The organism is Ruegeria sp. YKSD179 (assembly GCF_059612885.1).
Genome location: NZ_JBXWRL010000006.1, coordinates 18370 through 37018, shown reverse-complemented (window position 1 = coordinate 37018; position 18649 = coordinate 18370). Strand labels below are relative to the sequence as shown.

Genomic DNA, 18649 nt, shown 5'->3' with positions numbered 1-18649 from the left:
CGAATGACACGTTGCAAGGGGGGAATGTGAAAAAGATTTACATTTTAGATCTGCGACCAGAATGGTTGACGTCCCTAGGTATCAGGCGCACTTTCCGATCATGCAAAATATTGATAACAATTCACCTCCGTCGCTGGACGAAATTCTTGCTTTAGAGAAAAGGGTTTGGACTGCGCTGGTCGAGGGAGACGCCCAAGCAGACCGAGCGCTTTTGAGTCCGGATTTCCTTGGGGTTTACCCTACTGGTTTCGCCAATAGGGATGATCATGTTGGGCAATTCGCAAATGCCCCTACCATGGCGAGTTTCGAACTTAGCGAGGCTCAGTTGCGCGTTTTGACGAATGACGTCGTATTGCTGTCTTATCGGGCCGATTATGAACGTCCCGGTGCCGTTATGACCAAGGTGATGCTGATTTCATCCTTATGGGAAAAGCGGCATGAGGTCTGGGTTAACAGTTTCAGCCAAGATACCCCCTTGGAGCGCCAATGAACTCAGCGTTGTCCATTGAACGGCTCCCCCGTGCCTACGATGTGTCGCTGGGTGAAGAAATTCGCGCTGCGCTTCAGGGTTTAACGCGCGAACAGTCAGACTTGGTTGCAGGTGTAGCAGGCTCCAGTCCCTATTTGAAAGGGTTGATCGAGCAAGATGGCGACTGGCTGTCCGAGGCGTTGCAGGGGCCTGATATGGCTTTAGCCGATGTTATGACGGCAGTCCGCGACTTACCTTCAGATCAATTAAAGCCCGGTTTGCGTCTGGCAAAACGACGCGTTGCTTTGTTAACAGCGCTAGCTGACCTTGCGGGAGCATGGCCACTGGAAAAGGTCACTGCAGCGTTGACTGACTTTGGCTCCATTGCTGCTGATGTTGCCGCGAAAACTGAGATTGAGAAATTGATCCAGCGTGGCAAGTTGCCGGGTTTGTCGCCAGACGACATTGAGACGGCCGGCGGGATGGTAATTTTGGCTATGGGCAAAATGGGGGCGCACGAGCTGAACTACAGCTCGGACATTGATCTGATAGTGTTGTTCGATGAAACCCGCTTTGACCCGGACGACTTTTACGAGGCGCGGCACGGCATGGTACGAGCCACGCGAAATTTCTGCGCTACGCTAAGTGAAAAAACCGCTGATGGTTACGTTTTTCGAACAGACTTGCGCCTGCGGCCGGACCCGGCAGTAACCCCGGTCTGTCTGGCCATGGAAGCGGCAGAGCGATATTATGAAAGTCTGGGCCGAACTTGGGAACGAGCCGCGTACATCAAGGCACGACCATGTGCAGGCGACATTGCCGCAGGCGAAAGATTTCTGCAGGCGCTGCGACCCTTTGTGTGGCGTCGGCATTTGGATTTTGCGGCCATACAGGACGCCCATGACATTCGGCTTCGAATCCGCGAAAGCAAAGGTACCGGGGGGGCAATCTTGGTTCCGGGCCATGACATGAAGTTAGGTCAGGGCGGAATACGTGAGATCGAATTTTTCACTCAGACTCGGCAACTGATCGCAGGAGGGCGCGACCCGGACCTACGTGTTCGGGGTACGGTTCCGGGCCTCGCGGCATTGGCGGCCAAAGGTTGGGTGCCTGATGAAGTGGCTGAGAAACTAACTGACCATTACCGCGCCCATCGGGAGGTCGAACACCGCATACAAATGGTTCACGATGCGCAAACCCACAAGATTCCACAGGCCGAGGACGGGATCGAGCGGATCGCCTGTCTCATGGGTGTCAGTAGCTCAGAACTAATCTCGGGCATAAAGCGGCGACTGACGGAGGTGCACGAGTTGACCGAAGGGTTCTTTGCCCCTGGTCACAGCATTCCTACACCTATTAATACGGAGGTCGAATTTGACAAAAGCGTTCTAGCGAGATGGCCGACCTATCCGGCGCTGCGTTCGCAACGTGCACGGCGCATTTTTGAACGTCTCAGACCCGAATTGTTGTCCCGGCTTGCCAAGACTGCACAACCCTCCGAGGCGTTGATGGCACTTGATGGGTTTCTCGCGGGGCTTCCCGCAGGTGTGCAGCTATTTTCGTTATTCGAAGCCAACCCTCAACTCATTGATTTATTGATCGACATTGTGGGTACATCGCATGCTTTGGCTTCTTACCTGTCAAGAAATGCGTCCGTCTTTGACGCGGTCATCGTCGGAAGCTTTTTCTCCGATTGGCCCGGCTGCGAGGTTTTGGAAGCCGAGTTGTCTCAGGCGTTGAAGAACGAAACCGATTATGAAAATCAACTGGACTTAGCCCGTCGTTGGAGCAAGGAGTGGCGTTTCCGTATTGGCGTTCACCACTTGCGTGGATTGATAGACAGCGCGAGTGCGGGGCAGCAGTATGCCGACCTGGCTCAGGCTGTTATTGCGGCAATCCTTCCCGTTGTCGCGGCTCAGTTTGCGACCAAGCATGGTCCTGCACCGGGGCGCGGCGCGGCGGTTCTAGGAATGGGCTCGTTGGGGGCAGGGCGGGTCAACTCTCAATCCGATCTGGATGTAATCGTGATATACGATCCACTAGATCAAGAAATGTCCGAAGGACCGCGACCGCTAGCAACCCGAACCTATTATGCCCGTTTTACCCAAGCATTCATCACCGCATTGTCGGCGCCAATGTCTCAAGGGCGGCTTTACGAGGTGGACATGCGCTTGCGTCCGTCGGGAAATCAGGGTCCGGTTGCAACGAGTTGGGCAAGTTTCACCAACTATCAGCAGAACGACGCATGGGTATGGGAACATCTCGCTCTGACCCGTGCTCGTGTTGTCGCGGGAGATTCAGAATTGGTGGCAGACATCGAAGATTTCAGAGCCGAGTTTCTTTCGCGGCCTCGTGATCGCAGAAATGTCTTGCGCGAAGTTGCCGAAATGCGTGAAAGACTGGCCGCCGCAAAATCGCCCTCTGGCATTTGGGATTCAAAGAATGGCGCAGGCCGGATGATGGATATCGAACTAATTGCTGAAACAGGAGCCTTGCTGGCAGGCTCCGCAAAGCGCGATGTACATTCTGGCCTGGATGGCGTAGCCGCCGCCGGATTGCTGGAAGTCGCGCAGGGACAGACACTTAAAGAATGCTATGATTTATGTTGGTCCCTACAATGTGCCGCGCGACTTTTGTCCGGCGAAATGATCGAGGCTGACAAGATTGGTGAGGGAGGAGTGGCGTTTCTTTGCCGTGCCACCGGCTTTGACGAGGTGGGGCAACTACAGGCCGCGCTGACTAACGCTTATGACACAGCAGCAGAACTTATCACGGCCGTGTTTGAGGAGGGCAAGGATGGGACGCAGTGATGACCCGAACGACCCAAAGGGGCTGATACAGGAAGCTTATCGCATCGAAGGCATCGCTTTGCCGGAATGTCGTAGTATCTTTCTGGATTGGGCACTGGGATTTCCAGAAAACCGCGACCAGAAACAAGCCTTGTCGGAACTACACGATATTTATGCAGCCCAGTATGAGAACCATCCAATGACGCAAGTTTTGCGCGAAGGATTGGAGACCGCACGGGCACCCAAACGACGCGGCGGGTGGCGCGGCAGATCGCGGTGAGGGGGTTTCCCATCCGCAGCTTCCCTACTATTAGGGCGTTATGAGTGAACCCGCTAATCGACCGAGAATTCGCCTGAAACCCAAGGCAAACGCGAAAGGCCTGCGCCACGGCTTTCCGTGGGTCTACGCCAGTGACGTAGTTACGGATCGCCGGACCCGCAAAATCGAACCAGGATCTTTGGCTGTTCTGGTGGATGATAGACGGAGCGAGATTGCGTTAGTTGCCGTCAATCCGGCATCGAAGATCATGTGTCGTGTTTTGGATCGCGACGTGGATGCCGAGTTAACTTCGGAATGGTTTGAGGCACGATTGAAGCGCGCGCTGGATATGCGCGAACACCTATTTGAAGATCCATTTTATCGCCTTGTACACGCCGAGGCAGATGGATTTCCTGGCGTTATCATCGACCGCTTTGGTGACGTCTGTGTGATCCAACCCAACGCAGCGTGGGCTGAAAATCACCTTGAAGTTCTCACTGCCACGTTGGTCAAAGTTACCGGTGTCAAAACTGTAATCAAAAACGCCTCGGGCCGCACGCGCGGACTAGAAGGATTGGACGACGTGAACACAACGCTTCACGGCCAAACACCGGAATCTCCGGTACCGGTGCCAATGAATGGCGCGACCTACATGGCAGATTTAACAGGTGGGCAGAAAACCGGCTTGTTTTTCGACCAGCGTGCGAACCACGCCTTTGCCGCAAGACTGACGAAACCCGGCTCACTAGTTTTGGATGTGTTCTGCCATGTTGGTGGATTTGGTCTTGCAATGTTGGCCGGCGGCGCTGGGCATGTTTTGTCGGTCGACGGTTCCTCTGCTGCTTTGGCGCTAGCTGAGAAGGGCGCGGCAGTCTCAGGATTTGCGGGGCGGTTTCAAACCCGTCAGGGCGACGCGTTCGAAAATTTGGCAGAGTTAAATGAAGAAAAGGCCGCCTTTGACGTTGTGATTTGCGATCCTCCGGCCTTTGCGCCTTCGAAGCAGGCCTTGGATGCTGGTTTGCGGGCTTATGAAAGGATTGCCCGGCTTGCAGCACCTTTGGTTAAACCGGGCGGGTATCTCGGGTTGTGCTCGTGCTCGCATGCCGCTGACCTGAGTCGCTTTCGAGACGCTTCCGCGCGTGGTATTGGGCGCGCGGGAAGGCAGGCTCAGTTAATTCACACCGGCTTTGCTGGACCTGATCATCCACAGCTGCCGCAATTAGCCGAAAGCGGGTACCTAAAAGCTGTTTTCTTTAGGCTATGAAAGCGGTTCTCGATACCTGTGTAATCTACCCTTCGGTGATGCGAGAGATGCTATTGGGCGCTGCAAAACAAGGGCATTTTACCCCGATCTGGTCTACTAGGATTTTGGAAGAATGGGCTCGTGCAGCTCGCAAACTTGGAGCGGCTGGAGAAGTACAGGCACGCGCCGAAATTGCACTAACGCGGACACACTGGCCCAATGCCGAACAACCGCCCTCAGCGAACATCGAACAAAAACTTTGGTTGCCCGACAGTGCAGACATACACGTATTGGCGACCGCCGTGGTTAGTTCGGCTGACGCGATAATCACTGTCAACGCCAAGGACTTTCCCAAGAACATCTTGGCCGAGGAAGGTCTTGAAAGATGCGACCCCGATACTTTTTTACTCGGATTTTACAATGAGGACCCTCAAGGTATGGGTAATGTCGCCATGGGCATTCTTTCCGAAGCCAATCGGCTGTCTGGTGACCGATGGACGATGCGCAGTCTTTTTAAAAAAGCTCGGTTGCCAAGGTTGGGCAAAGCTCTCACAACCTAAGCCTGACCGCTGCAAAGCCGTCAATTTGATGACACGGCATGAAAGGCTTGTCCGTGCCTACTCGAACCTATGAGCTAGTGCCCCAACGCTGTTCCAAAGCTTCTAAAGCTGCAATTCTTTCATCGGTTTTTGGATGGCTCATTAACCAGGCTGGAACAACGCCTGCGCGTTGCTGAGTAAGGTCTTCGAGCTTATGAAACAGCGATTTTTGCGGTTCAATTCCGATTCCTGCTTTGGTCAGCAAGGCAGCCGCATATTCGTCTGCTTCATATTCATCCCCCCTTGAAAGGCGCGACGCCAACAGGGCGGTCAATGCGTTGGCTATCCACGCACCGATAAACGGAATAAATCGGTTCAGAAGCATCATCAGTGCGGCGCGCATAGCGTTTTGGCCTGAAAAATCGATCATCCTACGGCGGGCGTGACCTAATGCAACATGCCCTAATTCATGTGCGATTACACTGGCCATTTCTTCTGCGGAAACCTCACCGTTTCTGAACTTGCGGTAAAAGCCTCGGGTTATGAATATCCGCCCATCCGGAGCAGCCAATCCGTTCACAGGATCAATTTCGTAGATATAAACCGGAACACGTTCGATATCTAAAGCCGCCGCCAACCTGTCCGTCATGCGTTTTAAAGCTGGGTCGGCAAGCTCAGTCGATTTCGCGTCCAATTCTCGATGTGTTCGCCAAACCGAAATCCGGTACATCGCGATCGCATAGAGAACGGCCAGCAGAATAGGTGTGATGCGCAACATGCTTTAGATATGGGCGGAATGATGTGGCAGGGCAAGGTTGCATCAATTCACTTTTTTGCAAAACCAAAGAGTCATCATAAGCGCCCGTTGAGACCTTGATATTATGCACCAACATTGCTGCCAGCTTCCCGAATTTTTTCAGTCCAGTATATCAGGACTCAGTCGGCCGGGATCGGCAGTTGCAAGTTGCCGTGCAATTCCGCAAGCGAGTCTTCGGTTAAGACGGTGCCACGAGAAGCTTCGAAAAAGGCGTGTTCAGCTTCTTTCTGAGCGACCAAAGTATCAACTCGCAAATCCCTAACGTCGGAGCGCAAGGAGTCACGCGCGTCTTCATAATCTAACGCGTCGCGTAACTCTTCTTCCAGGCTGTCCAGGGTGTCGTTGTAATCCGGGTCGGTAGGGTCTAGCGCGGCGATGTCATCGGCGATCTCTTCGCTGCTGCGCCCGTCGTAACTCTCGTTCAGTTCGCGCAGGTCCCGGCGGGTGTCGTACAGGTCTTCGCGCAGGTCATAATATTCCGACGCCGCCTCCTGATAAGTGGCGATCTTTCCGACATTGCTGTTTGCGGAGGCATTCTGGAATGCTGCCGCCGCCGCATTTGACGCGTTCAGGTTCCGCAGCTTGTCCGACCCGTACGGATCCGTGATCGCCGCAACAAGCGGATCGCGATCATAACGCCGCTGACCATGTCTGTTTGGGCGACGGTCCAGTTCTTCTTCCAAGACGTCGTCCAGATCATCAAATATGTCGTCGACATAGCGCTCTGGATATGCGTCCTCGGCAGGCAGGTTTTCCACGCTCAGATCGCCTCTGTACCGGTCCCTCGGTTGCGGTAAATCCAAGTTTTCATGGAACTCACCCAGAGCGTCCCTGGTGAGCGTGCGGCCCTTGGAGGCGTCAAAGAAAGCTTCTTCGGCGTCCTGTTTGGCCTCGTAAGCATCGCGTCTGGCGCTAATGATATCCTCGCGCAATGCGTCGCGCTCTTCCTCATAGGCCTCAGCGTCGCGTAACTCTTCTTCCAGGCTGTCCAGGGTGTCGTTGTAATCCGGGTCGGTAGGGTCTAGCGCGACGATGTCATCGGCGATCTCTTCGCTGCTGCGCCCGTCGTAACTCTCGTTCAGTTCGCGCAGGTCCCGGCGGGTGTCGTACAGGTCTTCGCGCAGGTCATAATATTCCGACGCCGCCTCCTGATAAGTGGCGATCTTTCCGACATTGCTGTTTGCGGAGGCATTCTGGAATGCTGCCGCCGCCGCATTTGACGCGTTCAGGTTCCGCAGCTTGTCCGACCCGTACGGATCCGTGATCGCCGCAACAAGCGGATCGCGGTATCTGTGATTTTGATTTCTGTCAGAAGTTGCAACGGGATCATCGACAGGCTTGCGGAGAACCGGTCGCGGAGAACGCTCGATCGGTGCAACAGAAGCCGTTCGGTAGGCACGATTTGAGTTTCGCTTGGTTGACCGGGTAGGCTTCTTGCCAAACAGCTCTTCTACGTCCCGCTTGAACTCTTTGCCAATATTAGCAAATGCCGATTCGTTTGCCTTTTTGGGCTTGCCACTATTGCCGTTGGAATTCTGTTTAGTAGCATTTCGACCACTGAGGAATTTAAAGCCACCTTGTCCATTAGACTTTGTTTTGCGCTTCCCTTGGTTTTTGGAATTTCCGGATCCGTTAAATAAGGCCTGCAAACCTTTGGAATTGTCAGATTTGCCCTTGGCGGACTTGCCCCCACCAGACTGGCCTTTATCAGAATTGCCTTTGCCAGAATTGCCCTTGCCGGATTTCCCTTTACCGGAGTTGCCTTTGCCGGAATTGCCTTTGCCAGCGTTTCCGTTGCCCCCTCCGTTGCTTTTTCCTTTTTCGCTTTTGGCGTATGCAGCGTCTGGAGAAAGTGTGAAGCTGGCAACCGTTCCGTACGTAAGACATATCGAAGTGGCTGTCAGAAGCGACGTGAAAGTGGTGCGGATGTTTTTGCGCGTCATGTTCTTCCCCCAGGGTCATCCCACGGCAACCTAACATCAAACTCAAGGAGCAACCAATAATTCGGAAACTAGGTTTCCAACGTGGCCTCAGTGGAGGGTAATACTTTCATTGAAGGCTTATTGTTTTCAAATTGGACACAGTCAACTAAGTGAAATTGCACTGAGGCTACCTATCGCGTCAGTTCCCGCATTCCCTGTTCAAGCCCGGCCAAAGTCATAGGAACCATACGATTATCAAAAATTTCCCGAATCATTGCGATGGAGTGTGTGTATTCCCAGTATTTTTCCGGAACCGGATTTATCCAGAGGTTTGAACTCCACTGCTCGCGTGCGCGCTGCAGCCAAACCTGCCCAGCTTCTTTATTCCAATGCTCATTGGCCCCACCGGGATATGCGATCTCATATGGGCTCATCGACGCATCCCCAACGAAGATACACTTGTAGTCCCCACCATAAGTTCGCAGAATTTCTTGGGTTGCGGTCTGGTGATCCCACCGGCGGCGGTTGTCACGCCAGACGCCTTCGTACAGACAGTTGTGGAAGTAGAAGTACTCCAAATGTTTGAACTCGGTACGCGCGGCCGAGAACAACTCTTCCACCACTTTGATGTGAGGGTCCATCGAGCCGCCAACGTCCAGGAACAGCAGTACTTTGACAGCGTTGTGACGTTCAGGGCGGGTTTTAACGTCCAGATATCCATGTTCGGCTGTCGCGCGAATGGTTCCGTCCAAATCCAGCTCTTCCGCAGCGCCCTCCCGCGCCCAACGTCGCAGGCGTTTCAAGGCTACTTTGATGTTGCGGGTCCCCAATTCAACTGTGTCGTCCAGATTCTTAAACTCGCGCTTATCCCAAACTTTGACAGCACGCTGGTGGCGGCTTGCTTTTTGACCGATGCGAACACCCTCAGGATTATAGCCATACGCTCCGAACGGCGAGGTTCCGGCAGTCCCTATCCATTTGTTGCCGCCTTGATGGCGATCTTGCTGATCTTTCAAACGTTCGCGTAGTGTTTCCATCAGCTTTTCGAAACCGCCAAGCGCTTCGATCTCAGCTTTCTCTTCGTCAGAAAGGTGCTTCTCGGCCATTTTAGCCAGCCACTCTGCGGGGATATCGACGGCATCCAGGACTTGTTCGAATGTTATTTCGGACAACCCTTCGAAACTGGCGGAAAAGGCCCGATCAAACTTGTCGATGTTGCGCTCATCTTTGACCATAGAAACCCGGGCCAAGTAGTAGAAAGCTTCAATATCGTAGGTGGCTAATCCTTTTTTCATACCTTCAAGAAAGGTCAGGTATTCCCTTAGTGATACAGGGATGCCAGCCTTCCGAAGATTTTGGAAAAATGGCAGGAACATCCGGCTAGGCCACCATCCGAGCGATGACCAGGGAAAGGACCAGCCCAATCAATGCAAAGGCGATTCCGTACCCTGCTGCATATTGCGCAATATCCGCGCCGCTACCATTGCGCTTTCGCGCAGCCCGGACTCCCAGTAATGCGCCCGCTACAGCCAACCCAAACACAACCAGCATTTGTCGTCATCCACCTGAATTTCGTGATACGCTCTGGCCGATCTCCTGCGTTACCGACCGCACGACCACATCTGAACCAAAGCCGTACCTTGCCCACCCGATACTGTCCAGCCTGACAGTACGTGCCTGGTCGAAACGGCCGGCCTGACGAAGTGCTTCGGATTTCAACAACATTAGCGTGGCAAGCAATGCTGCGTTCTCTGCTTGCGTCATAACGTCAATTGCCCGGTTTATTTCCGGCAAAGCATCGGGGCCTCGTCCTTGCGCCAACGCATAAGCTGCGGTCTGGGCTGTTATGTGAGCGCGATGAACCTCGGTTCCGGGGGTCGCGTTGAGATATTGTAGCGCAATCGCGTATTGCCGTCGGGCGCCTTCAGGATCATCAAACTGACTCATCCTGCCCATAAGGTAATGCGGATAAGCGCGGCGTTGATCTGTCCAGCCCTTGCTCTGCCCGATCCGGGCGGCTTCTTGTGCCGATCTGACACGGCGGGGCGAAGGTGATCCTGGACCAAGCGCCCGTTGAACCGCATCAATCCACTCCCTAGGGGTGTCAGACTGTGGCTGCGGTCGGATGCTTTGGCCTTTGGGGTTGAGTCTGCGCAATAGGTTTGGAAGGGCCGAGGTTACCTGTTCTTTAGTCATACCACTGCGAAGTTCAGGAGAGTATGTTGCGCGTAAGATCAACATATCGAAGCCGGTCAGAATGGTGTGGAAATTGTCATCGTTGAAGACAGAGTCCGGCAAATGATAAAGGTCGTTCAACGGCCCTAACGCTTGCGCCACCTCTTCGTGCAAACAATCGCGCACCTCTTGAGGACTGACGTCGTAGGGTATGAAGACCCCGATCCGTTCGCGGCCACGCAGTTCGGTCCAGTTGCTTTTGTTTTTGCGTCGGTCGCGTCGGTATTCTTCGAGGCTGGAGGAGTTTGGCACCACAAAACAAGCCGCTTGCGGCAGAATGCGGCGAATTTGCCTTTGGCTCACGGCTTCGATTGTGATGTTGGCCTGTCCTTCAGACACTTGTTCTATTTGTATTCCGGCTTCACGCCGCAATCGGGACAGAAGGCGTGAAAGATCTGTTTGCATTGACGCCGTAGGGGTTCCTGTCAGACGTACAGTAATTGGCTGATCGAAACGCGTGAATACTGGTAATTCAGCGCCGCTTTCTAATGCAAAATGCAGCGCAACGAAGTCGGACGCGATGTTCACGTTTGATCGCACTGGGGGGATTGGCCGCGTCGAGGAAAAAGTTCGGGTTGGCGGCAATGCGGCTTCAACTATTTTTTCCCGGGTGGGCGGTTCAATTGTGCTGACCTGGCTGCACCCCGCCAGAGCTACCGTCGCCAATGCTGCGAACAAGCGCATCATGGTCTTTGATACTTGATAAATGGTGTCAGTTTGCCAACGCGATCATAGAGTTTCCGCGCGGTGTGATTGAATTCCTGTGTAAGCCAATAAACCGTTGGAGCGCCTAGTCGGTCAGCTTCTTTGTAAACCGCCTCGATCAACGCACGACCAACACCTTGTCCACGCGACTGGGGTCGTGCGTATAAATCTTGCAGGTAGCAAACGCTTTCTTCTTTCCACGCATGGCGGTGAAACAGGTAATGCGTTAATCCCAGTAGGTTGCCATCGGACTCGGCCACAAAGCATGAAAAGTCGTTTGGGTCATCCCCCAGCAGACGTGAAAACGTCGTGTCGTAAGTCGAGTCAGGCACGGTCGTTTCGTAAAATGCCAGATAGTCCCGCCACATCTCGGCCCAATCACTGCGATCTTCGGGGCGCAAAGGGCGGATCAAGGGTGTGTCGGGCAAAAGGCAAATCCTGTACTCAGAACAAATCCCCGACGTTGCCGGAGCAATTAAATTAGGATGCTGACATTCGGTTTGGTCCAGCGCAAGTCATGTTCATGAATTGATACGCGGATTGTTGCGTGGTCACCGCTTGCTGCGGGCCATAAAGGCCAGCCTTTCAAAAAGGTGCACGTCTTGTTCGTTCTTCAGCAATGCACCGTGCAATTTCGGCAACGCGTTGACACCGTCGCGTTTCAAGTCCTCGGACGTCAGATCTTCGGCAAGCAGCAGCTTGAGCCAATCCAGCACCTCTGAAGTTGAAGGTTTCTTCTTGAGGCCCTGGGTCTCACGAATTTCATAGAACTGGGTCAGGGCGGTAGTAAGCAGTGCGTCCTTGATTCCCGGATGGTGAACTTCGACGATCCTGCGCATTGTCGACTCGTCCGGGAAACGTATGTAGTGGAAGAAACAACGGCGCAAGAAAGCGTCGGGCAGTTCCTTTTCGTTGTTTGAAGTAATGATAACGATTGGGCGGTGCTTTGCTTGTACTGTGTCGCCAGTTTCGTAGACGTGAAACTCCATCTTATCGAGTTCTTGTAGTAGGTCGTTTGGGAACTCAATATCGGCCTTGTCGATCTCGTCGATTAACAAAACAACCTTTTCTTCCGCTTCAAAAGCCTGCCAAAGCTTGCCTTTGCGGATATAGTTCGAAACGTCATGCACGCGTTCTTCACCCAGCTGACTGTCGCGTAATCTGCTGACGGCGTCATATTCATAAAGGCCTTGTTGGGCGCGCGTTGTGGATTTCACATTCCATTCGATCATTTTCAAACCCAGTGCGCCGGCCACCTGTTTGGCAAGCTCAGTCTTTCCGGTACCCGGCTCGCCTTTGACAAGCAACGGACGTTCCAGCGTGACAGCGGCATTCACTGCGATGTTTAGATCGTCGGTGGCAACATATTCTGCTGTGCCTTGGAAACGTGCCGTCATAAGTGCCTCATTCGATTTCGCATCTATCGCTTGCTGGGTTACAGTTGGACGGTCTCTTTTACAAGCGGGCCGCAACGTCGGGTTGCCGCTGATGATCAGGTTGTGCGCGCATTCGATTTGATTCGCCTGTGATTTGCTCTTCTTTCGTTTTCAGTTCGCCTTGAAAACGCCCCGTAGATTCCACAGAAAAACAGACTTTTGTGTATAAAAGTCTCACTATTAGATCGGTTTAGGAAACGACGTGGTAGTCCTACGTTTGTGTAGTGACATTCCTACGTCCGTCAGATAAACGCTGCGCAGAAGGGGGTGCCAAATGTCAGGTGAAACGACCGCGACCGACGTTTCTGGCCATACCGAAGGAGCCAATATGAAGCAGGAAGTTTTTCTGCCGGAAGATTACCGTCCGGCCGAAGATGAACCTTTCATGAATGATCGTCAGCTTGAGTATTTCCGCCGCAAGCTGTTGGATTGGAAGAATGAACTTTTGGCGGGCAGCCGCGACACGATCGAAGGGCTGCAGGACAACACCCGCAATATTCCGGACGTTGCCGACCGCGCGAGCGAGGAAACCGATCGCGCGCTGGAATTGCGAACCCGTGATCGCCAGCGCAAGCTGGTCGCCAAGATCGATGCAGCATTGCGTCGGATCGATGAGGGAGAATACGGATACTGTGAAAAAACAGGCGACCCGATTTCGTTGAAGCGTCTCGACGCGCGACCCATCGCGACCATGACGTTGGAAGCGCAGGAGCGTCATGAGCGCCGTGAGAAAGTTCACCGCGACGATTGATTGCTGTATTGCAGGAATTGAGAAACGCCGGAGCCTGTGGCTCCGGCGTTTTTTGTGGGATACTTCAAATTTATGAACGTAGCTGATTTGAAATTTGCCGTAGTCGGGGCTGGTATCGGTGGTCTTGCCGCGGCAATCGCACTGCGTATGTTGGGTGCGCAAGTTGTGGTTCTTGAGCAAGCGCCTGAAATAACGGAAGTCGGGGCCGGGCTGCAAATCAGCGCAAATGGAATGACCGTGCTTCGCGCCCTTGGTGTAGTCAAAGAGTCACCTGAGCAGGCTCAAATCTCACACGGCACGGTTCTGCGTGATTATAAAAACGGGAGATTCATTAGTCTGATTCCCCAACCCTTGGCCGGACCGACTTATTACTATCACAGGGCCGATCTTATAGATTTGCTTTTGAAGCGAGCATACAAGGAAGATGTTGAGATCCGGCTGAAAACCAAAGTTCAAAATATAAAGGAAAGTTCGGGGCCGGTTGAAATTCGTCTGCCGAATAGTCAGCCGCTCAGAGTCGATTGCTTGATCGCCGCTGATGGTGGACGCAGCGAAATCCGCGCCACTTTGAACGATCAAGAGCGTCCGAGATTCACAAAGCAGGTTGCTTGGCGAGCCACCATTCCTTGGGATCGCAATCTCAGTTCACCGAAGGCCCATCTCACTATGGGGCCAGGGCGTCATATAGTGACCTATCCGCTGCGTGATCAGAGCCTTCTGAACATCGTCGCGGTCGAAGAACGTTCTGACTGGCAAGAAGAAGGGTGGCGTTTGAAGGGTGACCCCGACGAACTGCGTGCTCGTTTTTCCGACTTTGGTGGAAATGTGCGCGAGGTTCTTCAAAAAGTGCAGGAAACCTATCTATGGGCACTGTTCTTGCGTCCAGTTGCCGGGAGTTGGCAGAATGGGCGTATCGCCCTTTTGGGTGATTCTGCGCATCCGACATTACCGTTCATGGCGCAAGGGGCTTGCTTGGCACTCGAGGACGCTTGGGTCTTGGCGCGATCTTTTGAACGGACCACTTTGGCTGAAAGTCTTGAAAAATACGAACATGCTCGATCAGCAAGGGCGCGCCGGGTTGTCGACGTGGCATCGGCAAATGCACGAAACTTCCACCTGAGCGGCCCTATGCGCTTGGCTGCACAAATGCTTCTGAAAGCGGTGGGCCCTAGAATGGGTCGCCGTTATGACTGGATTTACGACTACGACGCCACGGCATAGAACGTTAAAAGTCCAGATCGACCCATACCGGTACGTGGTCCGAAGGCTTTTCGTGTCCGCGAATCTCGGCATCGATTTGGCAGTCGCGCATCAGATCAGCTGCTTGAGGCGTGAGCAGGAAATGATCGATACGGATGCCATCGTTTCGGTTCCATGCACCGGCCTGATAGTCCCAAAATGAATAGTGTTCGGGTCCTTGCGTCACGGCGCGAAACGCCTCGGTGAACCCGAGGTTCAATATCTTGCGGAAGGCTTCGCGGCTCTCAAGGCGGAATAGTGCATCCTCGCGCCAAGCGTCGGGGCGTTTGGCGTCTTCTGCTTGAGGGATAATGTTGTAATCACCGGCCATAAGAGCAGGCTCTTCCGCAACCAAAAGGTCGCGGGCCCGATCATACAATCGGTCCATCCACGCGAGTTTGTAGTCAAATTTCGGTCCCGGTGCAGGGTTGCCATTCGGCAGGTAAAGGCCGCAGATGCGCAAAGCTTTCTCTCCCACAATGGTGGCCTCAATCCACCGCGCTTGTTCATCTGCATCGTCTCCGGGAAGTCCACGGCGGACATCTTCAAGTGGAAGCTTTGAAAGGATTGCGACGCCGTTAAAGCTTTTTTGACCATGGGTTTCGACGTTATAGCCACGCTCTTCGAACATCTCGCGCGGAAAGTTTTCGTCAACTGATTTGATTTCCTGAAGCAAAACCACGTCAGGCTGTGCTTCGTCGAGCCAGCGGGGCAGGGCCTCGGCTCGCGCTTTGATGCCGTTGATGTTGAATGTGGCGACTTTCATACGCAATCCTCCGGCTAGCTGCCGATTGATCTATCTCTCAACCAAACGGTCAGGGCAAGATCACATTGAGAATGATGTCCCACATCCGCAGGACGAAGTTGCGTTGGGGTTTTCAATAACAAACCGTGCGCCGATCAGTTCCTGCGTGAAGTCGATTACCGCATTTTCCAGGAAGCGCAGAGAAATTGAGTCGACAATGACTTTCTGGCCCTTACCTTCCAGGATCAGATCATCTTCCGTCGGTTCGTCCAGCGCAATTTCGTATTGAAAACCGGAACATCCGCCGCCTTCTACCGCGACGCGCAATGCCTGCCCTTGATCGGCTGCGCCAATTTCGGCAAGGCGATCAAAAGCGCGATCTGTAACTGTAGGAGGCAGATTCATGCCGGACTCCAAAGGTTTATTTCCTCTACTCCTTCCAATATAGAAATTGCAAGGACAGGCGACAAGGACAAGACCTTTGGACAGAGCGGGTTTTGCCTCGGACCCGGGTCGTTCGCGAGGGCGACTTGTGGCCGAGGAAGAAAGCAGTTTCCGGTCATGCTTTCAGCGTGATCGTGACCGCATCATTCACGCGAGTGCTTTTCGGCGCCTCAAACACAAGACTCAGGTGTTTGTTGAGCACGAAGGCGACAGCTATCGCACGCGTTTGACCCATTCCATCGAAGTTGCGCAAGTTGCTCGTACTATTGCCGGAGCTTTGGGTCTGAACGTTGAGTTGACCGAAGCAGTGGCTTTGGCGCATGACCTTGGCCACACACCGTTTGGGCACACGGGAGAGGATGCGCTGCACGTACTAATGGAGCCCTACGGTGGGTTTGATCACAACGCTCAAGCCATTAGAATCGTTACAAAGCTTGAGCGTCACTATGCGGATTTCGATGGGTGTAACCTGACATGGGAATGCCTGGAAGGTATCGCAAAACACAATGGCCCTGTACTGGGTCAATTGCCTTGGGCGCTGGCTGAATGCAATTCCGACTTCGATCTGGAGTTGCACACACACGCAAGCGCTGAAGCCCAAGTTGCGGCGTTGTCCGACGATATTGCGTACAACAACCACGATTTGCTGGACGGGTTACGGGCAGGGCTGTTCACTGACAAAGAAATTCAACAATTGCCGATCGTAGACGCTTGCTATGCTAACGTTGATCGAAAGTATCCCGGACTGGACGATTATCGCCGCAGGCACGAAGCGCTTAGGCGCGTTTTTGGTGTGATGGTTTCCGACGTGATCGAGACATCGCGCGAGTTGATCGCGTGTTCCGACGCGCAGTCTGTCGAGGATATCCGAAATCTGGGATATCCAGTGATTCAGTTTTCGAGCAACTTGTGGGCCAAGCTCAAGGAAATCCGCGCGTTTCTGTTTACCCGCATGTACAGGGCACCCAGTGTCATGGGTGTGCGAGCTGAGGTCAGCAAGGTCGTCCAAGACCTGTTTCCAATTTACCTAAACGATCCCAAACAAATGCCGTCGCGCTGGCACGGAGATATCGAAGCCGCCGGTGATGAAACCGCCCTTGCGCGGATCGTTTCGGATTACATTGCCGGTATGACGGATCGATTTGCCCTGCAGGATCATGCAAGACTAACCGGAACTTGATCATTCGACTTCCATACTGGCCGAAGTTACGTGAAGTTTAGGCGCGCATTGACCTTGCCGTGATGCGTGTTAAACCGCCGGGCAAGTAAAAGGACACCCGAAATGAACCTGTTTTCCGAGATCCGCGGCTTGGTGTTGGACGCGCTGGCGCAGATGCAGTCCGAGGGAGCTCTGCCCGAAGGGTTGAGCTTTGATAACGTGACGGTCGAGCCTCCGCGCGATGCCGCCCATGGTGACATGGCGACCAACGCTGCCATGGTGTTGGCCAAATCGGCCCGGATGAAGCCACGGGACATTGCGGAGGCGTTGGCAGGAAAACTGGCAGATGATGATCGTATCAGCAGCGCAGAGGTGGCTGGACCGGGTTTTTTGAACCTGCGGCTGACTGTTTCAGTTTGGCAAGGCGTGCTGGCAGCAGTTCTTGAAAAAGGTGCGGATTACGGTCGCTCCGTCATGGGGCACGGGCAAAAGGTAAACGTCGAATATGTTTCGGCCAACCCAACTGGCCCACTGCATGTTGGCCATACGAGAGGTGCGGTTTTCGGTGACGCGTTAGCAAGTCTTTTGGCCTTCTCAGGCCATGATGTGACCCGCGAATACTACATCAACGATGGCGGTGCTCAGGTGGATGTGCTGGCGCGGTCCGCATATGAACGTTATCGCGAAGCAAATGGGTTAAGCCCAGAGATCGCCGAAGGGCTATACCCCGGAGATTATTTGATCCCAATCGGCAAGGCGTTGAAAGAGAAATACGGTGATAGCCTGATCGACAAGCCCGAAAGCGAATGGCTGGAGGATCTGCGCACCTTCGCCACCGATGCGATGATGGATTTGATCCGCGAAGACCTGAAGGCGCTGGGTGTCGAGATGGACGTGTTTTTCTCAGAAAAGTCGCTCTATGGCACCGGCCGTATCGAGGCAGCGCTGCAATCGCTGACTGAAAAGGGGCTGATTTACGAGGGTGTATTAGAGCCGCCCAAGGGCAAAAAGCCGGAAGACTGGGAGCCGCGCGAGCAAACTCTATTCAAATCTACGGAACATGGGGACGATGTCGATCGCCCGGTGAAGAAATCGGACGGCAGCTGGACCTATTTCGCGCCTGATATCGCCTATCACTATGTCAAGGTGTCACGCGGCTTTGATGCGCTGATCGATGTGTTTGGTGCTGACCATGGTGGCTACGTCAAGCGGATGAAGGCAGCTGTTTCAGCTCTTTCCGATGGGAAAGTTCCGCTGGATATCAAGCTCACTCAGTTGGTGAAACTGTGGAAAAACGGCGAGCCGTTCAAGATGTCTAAACGGGCAGGAACCTTTGTCACCCTCAGGGACGTGGTGGATCAGGTCGGCCCGGACGTGACCCGCTTTGTCATGTTGACCCGTAAGAACGACGCACCATTGGACTTTGATTTCGACAAGGTGCTGGAGCAGAGCCGCGAAAACCCTGTGTTCTACGTTCAATACGCCCACGCCCGTGTGATGAGTGTGCTGCGTAGGGCGGCGGAAGCCGGCATTGCTGCGGACGACGCCACGCTGTCTGCTGCGGATTTGAGCAAGATTGACCACGTTGCAGAGCTGACTGTAGCCAAAAAACTGGCCGAATGGCCACGTTTAGTTGAAATCGCTGCGCGAACTAATGAACCACACAGGATCGCCTTCTATCTCTATGAACTCGCAGGAGATTTCCACGCGCTTTGGAACAGGGGCAATGACGAAACTCAGCTGCGCTTTATTCAAGATGGCGATGTGGCCACAAGTCAGTCAAAAATCGCATTGGCCCGGGCAGTTTCTGTTGTGATTTCAGCGGGCTTGGGTATTCTTGGCGTTACTCCGGCGCAGGAGATGCGGTGACAAACATCGCCCGAACCGTCGGTCTGAG

18 protein-coding genes are annotated in these 18649 nt (G+C 53.7%); 9 read left to right on the top strand and 9 right to left on the bottom strand.

The window, feature by feature from the left end:
• Positions 1-61: 61 nt before the first annotated feature.
• From AC2FNE_RS05110 to AC2FNE_RS05090, 5 genes are read left to right on the top strand one after another with little or no spacing between them, the layout of a single operon-like run.
• A complete protein-coding gene (locus tag AC2FNE_RS05110; RefSeq protein WP_496804899.1) occupies positions 62-490 on the top strand; it encodes a DUF4440 domain-containing protein in 429 nt (142 codons plus the stop codon).
• On the top strand, positions 487-3279 hold the full coding sequence (locus AC2FNE_RS05105) for a [protein-PII] uridylyltransferase family protein (protein WP_496804898.1): 2793 nt from the start codon (positions 487-489) through the stop codon (positions 3277-3279). Before AC2FNE_RS05110 ends, AC2FNE_RS05105 begins: the two co-directional genes overlap by 4 nt.
• Positions 3266-3538 (top strand): hypothetical protein, encoded by a 273-nt coding sequence (locus AC2FNE_RS05100; RefSeq protein WP_170472560.1) that lies wholly within the window; start codon positions 3266-3268, stop codon positions 3536-3538. The genes AC2FNE_RS05105 and AC2FNE_RS05100 overlap by 14 nt, the downstream gene beginning before the upstream one ends.
• Before the next feature lie 40 nt (positions 3539-3578).
• On the top strand, positions 3579-4781 hold the full coding sequence (locus AC2FNE_RS05095) for an RSP_2647 family RNA methyltransferase (protein WP_170472557.1): 1203 nt from the start codon (positions 3579-3581) through the stop codon (positions 4779-4781).
• Positions 4778-5320 carry an RSP_2648 family PIN domain-containing protein gene (locus AC2FNE_RS05090; protein WP_170605291.1) on the top strand — a complete coding sequence of 181 codons (543 nt, stop codon included), beginning with the start codon at positions 4778-4780 and terminating at the stop codon, positions 5318-5320. Before AC2FNE_RS05095 ends, AC2FNE_RS05090 begins: the two co-directional genes overlap by 4 nt.
• Before the next feature lie 67 nt (positions 5321-5387).
• On the opposite strand, the gene AC2FNE_RS05085 is transcribed toward AC2FNE_RS05090, so the two are convergent.
• The 7 genes from AC2FNE_RS05085 to AC2FNE_RS05055 all read right to left on the bottom strand — a co-directional run bounded on the left by AC2FNE_RS05085 (position 5388) and on the right by AC2FNE_RS05055 (position 12375).
• Positions 5388-6077 carry a M48 family metallopeptidase gene (locus AC2FNE_RS05085; protein WP_170605292.1) on the bottom strand — a complete coding sequence of 230 codons (690 nt, stop codon included), beginning with the start codon at positions 6075-6077 and terminating at the stop codon, positions 5388-5390.
• A gap of 158 nt (positions 6078-6235) precedes the next feature.
• Positions 6236-8059, bottom strand: a complete 1824-nt coding sequence (locus AC2FNE_RS05080; protein ID WP_496804897.1) for a hypothetical protein — start codon at positions 8057-8059, stop codon at positions 6236-6238.
• Between the two features lie 170 nt (positions 8060-8229).
• Positions 8230-9414: a vWA domain-containing protein gene (locus AC2FNE_RS05075; protein ID WP_170608783.1), complete on the bottom strand. Its 1185-nt coding sequence runs from the start codon at positions 9412-9414 to the stop codon at positions 8230-8232.
• Between the two features lie 4 nt (positions 9415-9418).
• Complete coding sequence (locus AC2FNE_RS05070; RefSeq protein ID WP_170478012.1) at positions 9419-9589, bottom strand: hypothetical protein; 171 nt, start codon at positions 9587-9589, stop codon at positions 9419-9421.
• A gap of 6 nt (positions 9590-9595) precedes the next feature.
• Positions 9596-10960: a DUF2927 domain-containing protein gene (locus AC2FNE_RS05065; RefSeq protein ID WP_496804896.1), complete on the bottom strand. Its 1365-nt coding sequence runs from the start codon at positions 10958-10960 to the stop codon at positions 9596-9598.
• A complete protein-coding gene (locus AC2FNE_RS05060; RefSeq protein ID WP_170608785.1) occupies positions 10957-11406 on the bottom strand; it encodes a GNAT family N-acetyltransferase in 450 nt (149 codons plus the stop codon). Before AC2FNE_RS05060 ends, AC2FNE_RS05065 begins: the two co-directional genes overlap by 4 nt.
• A 123-nt stretch (positions 11407-11529) precedes the next feature.
• Positions 11530-12375, bottom strand: a complete 846-nt coding sequence (locus AC2FNE_RS05055) for an AAA family ATPase (RefSeq protein WP_170478003.1) — start codon at positions 12373-12375, stop codon at positions 11530-11532.
• A gap of 367 nt (positions 12376-12742) precedes the next feature.
• Between AC2FNE_RS05055 and dksA the strand changes: the two genes are divergently transcribed.
• Entirely contained in the window at positions 12743-13165 is a 423-nt protein-coding gene (gene dksA, locus AC2FNE_RS05050; protein WP_170478164.1) for an RNA polymerase-binding protein DksA, read from the top strand.
• 72 nt (positions 13166-13237) lie between these two features.
• Positions 13238-14386: an FAD-dependent monooxygenase gene (locus AC2FNE_RS05045; protein ID WP_496804895.1), complete on the top strand. Its 1149-nt coding sequence runs from the start codon at positions 13238-13240 to the stop codon at positions 14384-14386.
• Positions 14387-14390: 4 nt separating this feature from the next.
• On the opposite strand, the gene xth is transcribed toward AC2FNE_RS05045, so the two are convergent.
• Positions 14391-15170 (bottom strand): exodeoxyribonuclease III, encoded by a 780-nt coding sequence (gene xth, locus AC2FNE_RS05040; RefSeq protein WP_170608787.1) that lies wholly within the window; start codon positions 15168-15170, stop codon positions 14391-14393.
• A 60-nt stretch (positions 15171-15230) separates the two neighbouring features.
• Complete coding sequence (locus AC2FNE_RS05035) at positions 15231-15554, bottom strand: HesB/IscA family protein (RefSeq protein ID WP_170608788.1); 324 nt, start codon at positions 15552-15554, stop codon at positions 15231-15233.
• Between the two features lie 76 nt (positions 15555-15630).
• Between AC2FNE_RS05035 and AC2FNE_RS05030 the strand changes: the two genes are divergently transcribed.
• Together AC2FNE_RS05030 and argS are read left to right on the top strand one after the other, a co-directional pair.
• Positions 15631-16773, top strand: coding sequence for a deoxyguanosinetriphosphate triphosphohydrolase (locus AC2FNE_RS05030; RefSeq protein WP_170608789.1), 1143 nt, complete (start codon positions 15631-15633; stop codon positions 16771-16773).
• A 102-nt stretch (positions 16774-16875) separates the two neighbouring features.
• Positions 16876-18621: an arginine--tRNA ligase gene (argS, locus tag AC2FNE_RS05025; protein ID WP_496804894.1), complete on the top strand. Its 1746-nt coding sequence runs from the start codon at positions 16876-16878 to the stop codon at positions 18619-18621.
• Positions 18622-18649 lie beyond the last annotated feature (28 nt).

Coding starts and splice junctions, on each gene's coding strand:
- AC2FNE_RS05085 (WP_170605292.1), bottom strand. CDS start 6,077: ATGTTGCGCATCACACCTATTCTGCTGGCCGTTCTCTATGCGATCGCG.
- AC2FNE_RS05065 (WP_496804896.1), bottom strand. CDS start 10,960: ATGATGCGCTTGTTCGCAGCATTGGCGACGGTAGCTCTGGCGGGGTGC.
- AC2FNE_RS05045 (WP_496804895.1), top strand. CDS start 13,238: ATGAACGTAGCTGATTTGAAATTTGCCGTAGTCGGGGCTGGTATCGGT.
- AC2FNE_RS05075 (WP_170608783.1), bottom strand. CDS start 9,414: ATGTTCCTGCCATTTTTCCAAAATCTTCGGAAGGCTGGCATCCCTGTA.
- AC2FNE_RS05080 (WP_496804897.1), bottom strand. CDS start 8,059: ATGACGCGCAAAAACATCCGCACCACTTTCACGTCGCTTCTGACAGCC.
- AC2FNE_RS05095 (WP_170472557.1), top strand. CDS start 3,579: ATGAGTGAACCCGCTAATCGACCGAGAATTCGCCTGAAACCCAAGGCA.
- AC2FNE_RS05055 (WP_170478003.1), bottom strand. CDS start 12,375: ATGACGGCACGTTTCCAAGGCACAGCAGAATATGTTGCCACCGACGAT.
- argS (WP_496804894.1), top strand. CDS start 16,876: ATGAACCTGTTTTCCGAGATCCGCGGCTTGGTGTTGGACGCGCTGGCG.
- AC2FNE_RS05100 (WP_170472560.1), top strand. CDS start 3,266: ATGGGACGCAGTGATGACCCGAACGACCCAAAGGGGCTGATACAGGAA.
- xth (WP_170608787.1), bottom strand. CDS start 15,170: ATGAAAGTCGCCACATTCAACATCAACGGCATCAAAGCGCGAGCCGAG.
- AC2FNE_RS05090 (WP_170605291.1), top strand. CDS start 4,778: ATGAAAGCGGTTCTCGATACCTGTGTAATCTACCCTTCGGTGATGCGA.
- AC2FNE_RS05035 (WP_170608788.1), bottom strand. CDS start 15,554: ATGAATCTGCCTCCTACAGTTACAGATCGCGCTTTTGATCGCCTTGCC.
- AC2FNE_RS05070 (WP_170478012.1), bottom strand. CDS start 9,589: ATGCTGGTTGTGTTTGGGTTGGCTGTAGCGGGCGCATTACTGGGAGTC.
- dksA (WP_170478164.1), top strand. CDS start 12,743: ATGAAGCAGGAAGTTTTTCTGCCGGAAGATTACCGTCCGGCCGAAGAT.
- AC2FNE_RS05110 (WP_496804899.1), top strand. CDS start 62: ATGGTTGACGTCCCTAGGTATCAGGCGCACTTTCCGATCATGCAAAAT.
- AC2FNE_RS05105 (WP_496804898.1), top strand. CDS start 487: ATGAACTCAGCGTTGTCCATTGAACGGCTCCCCCGTGCCTACGATGTG.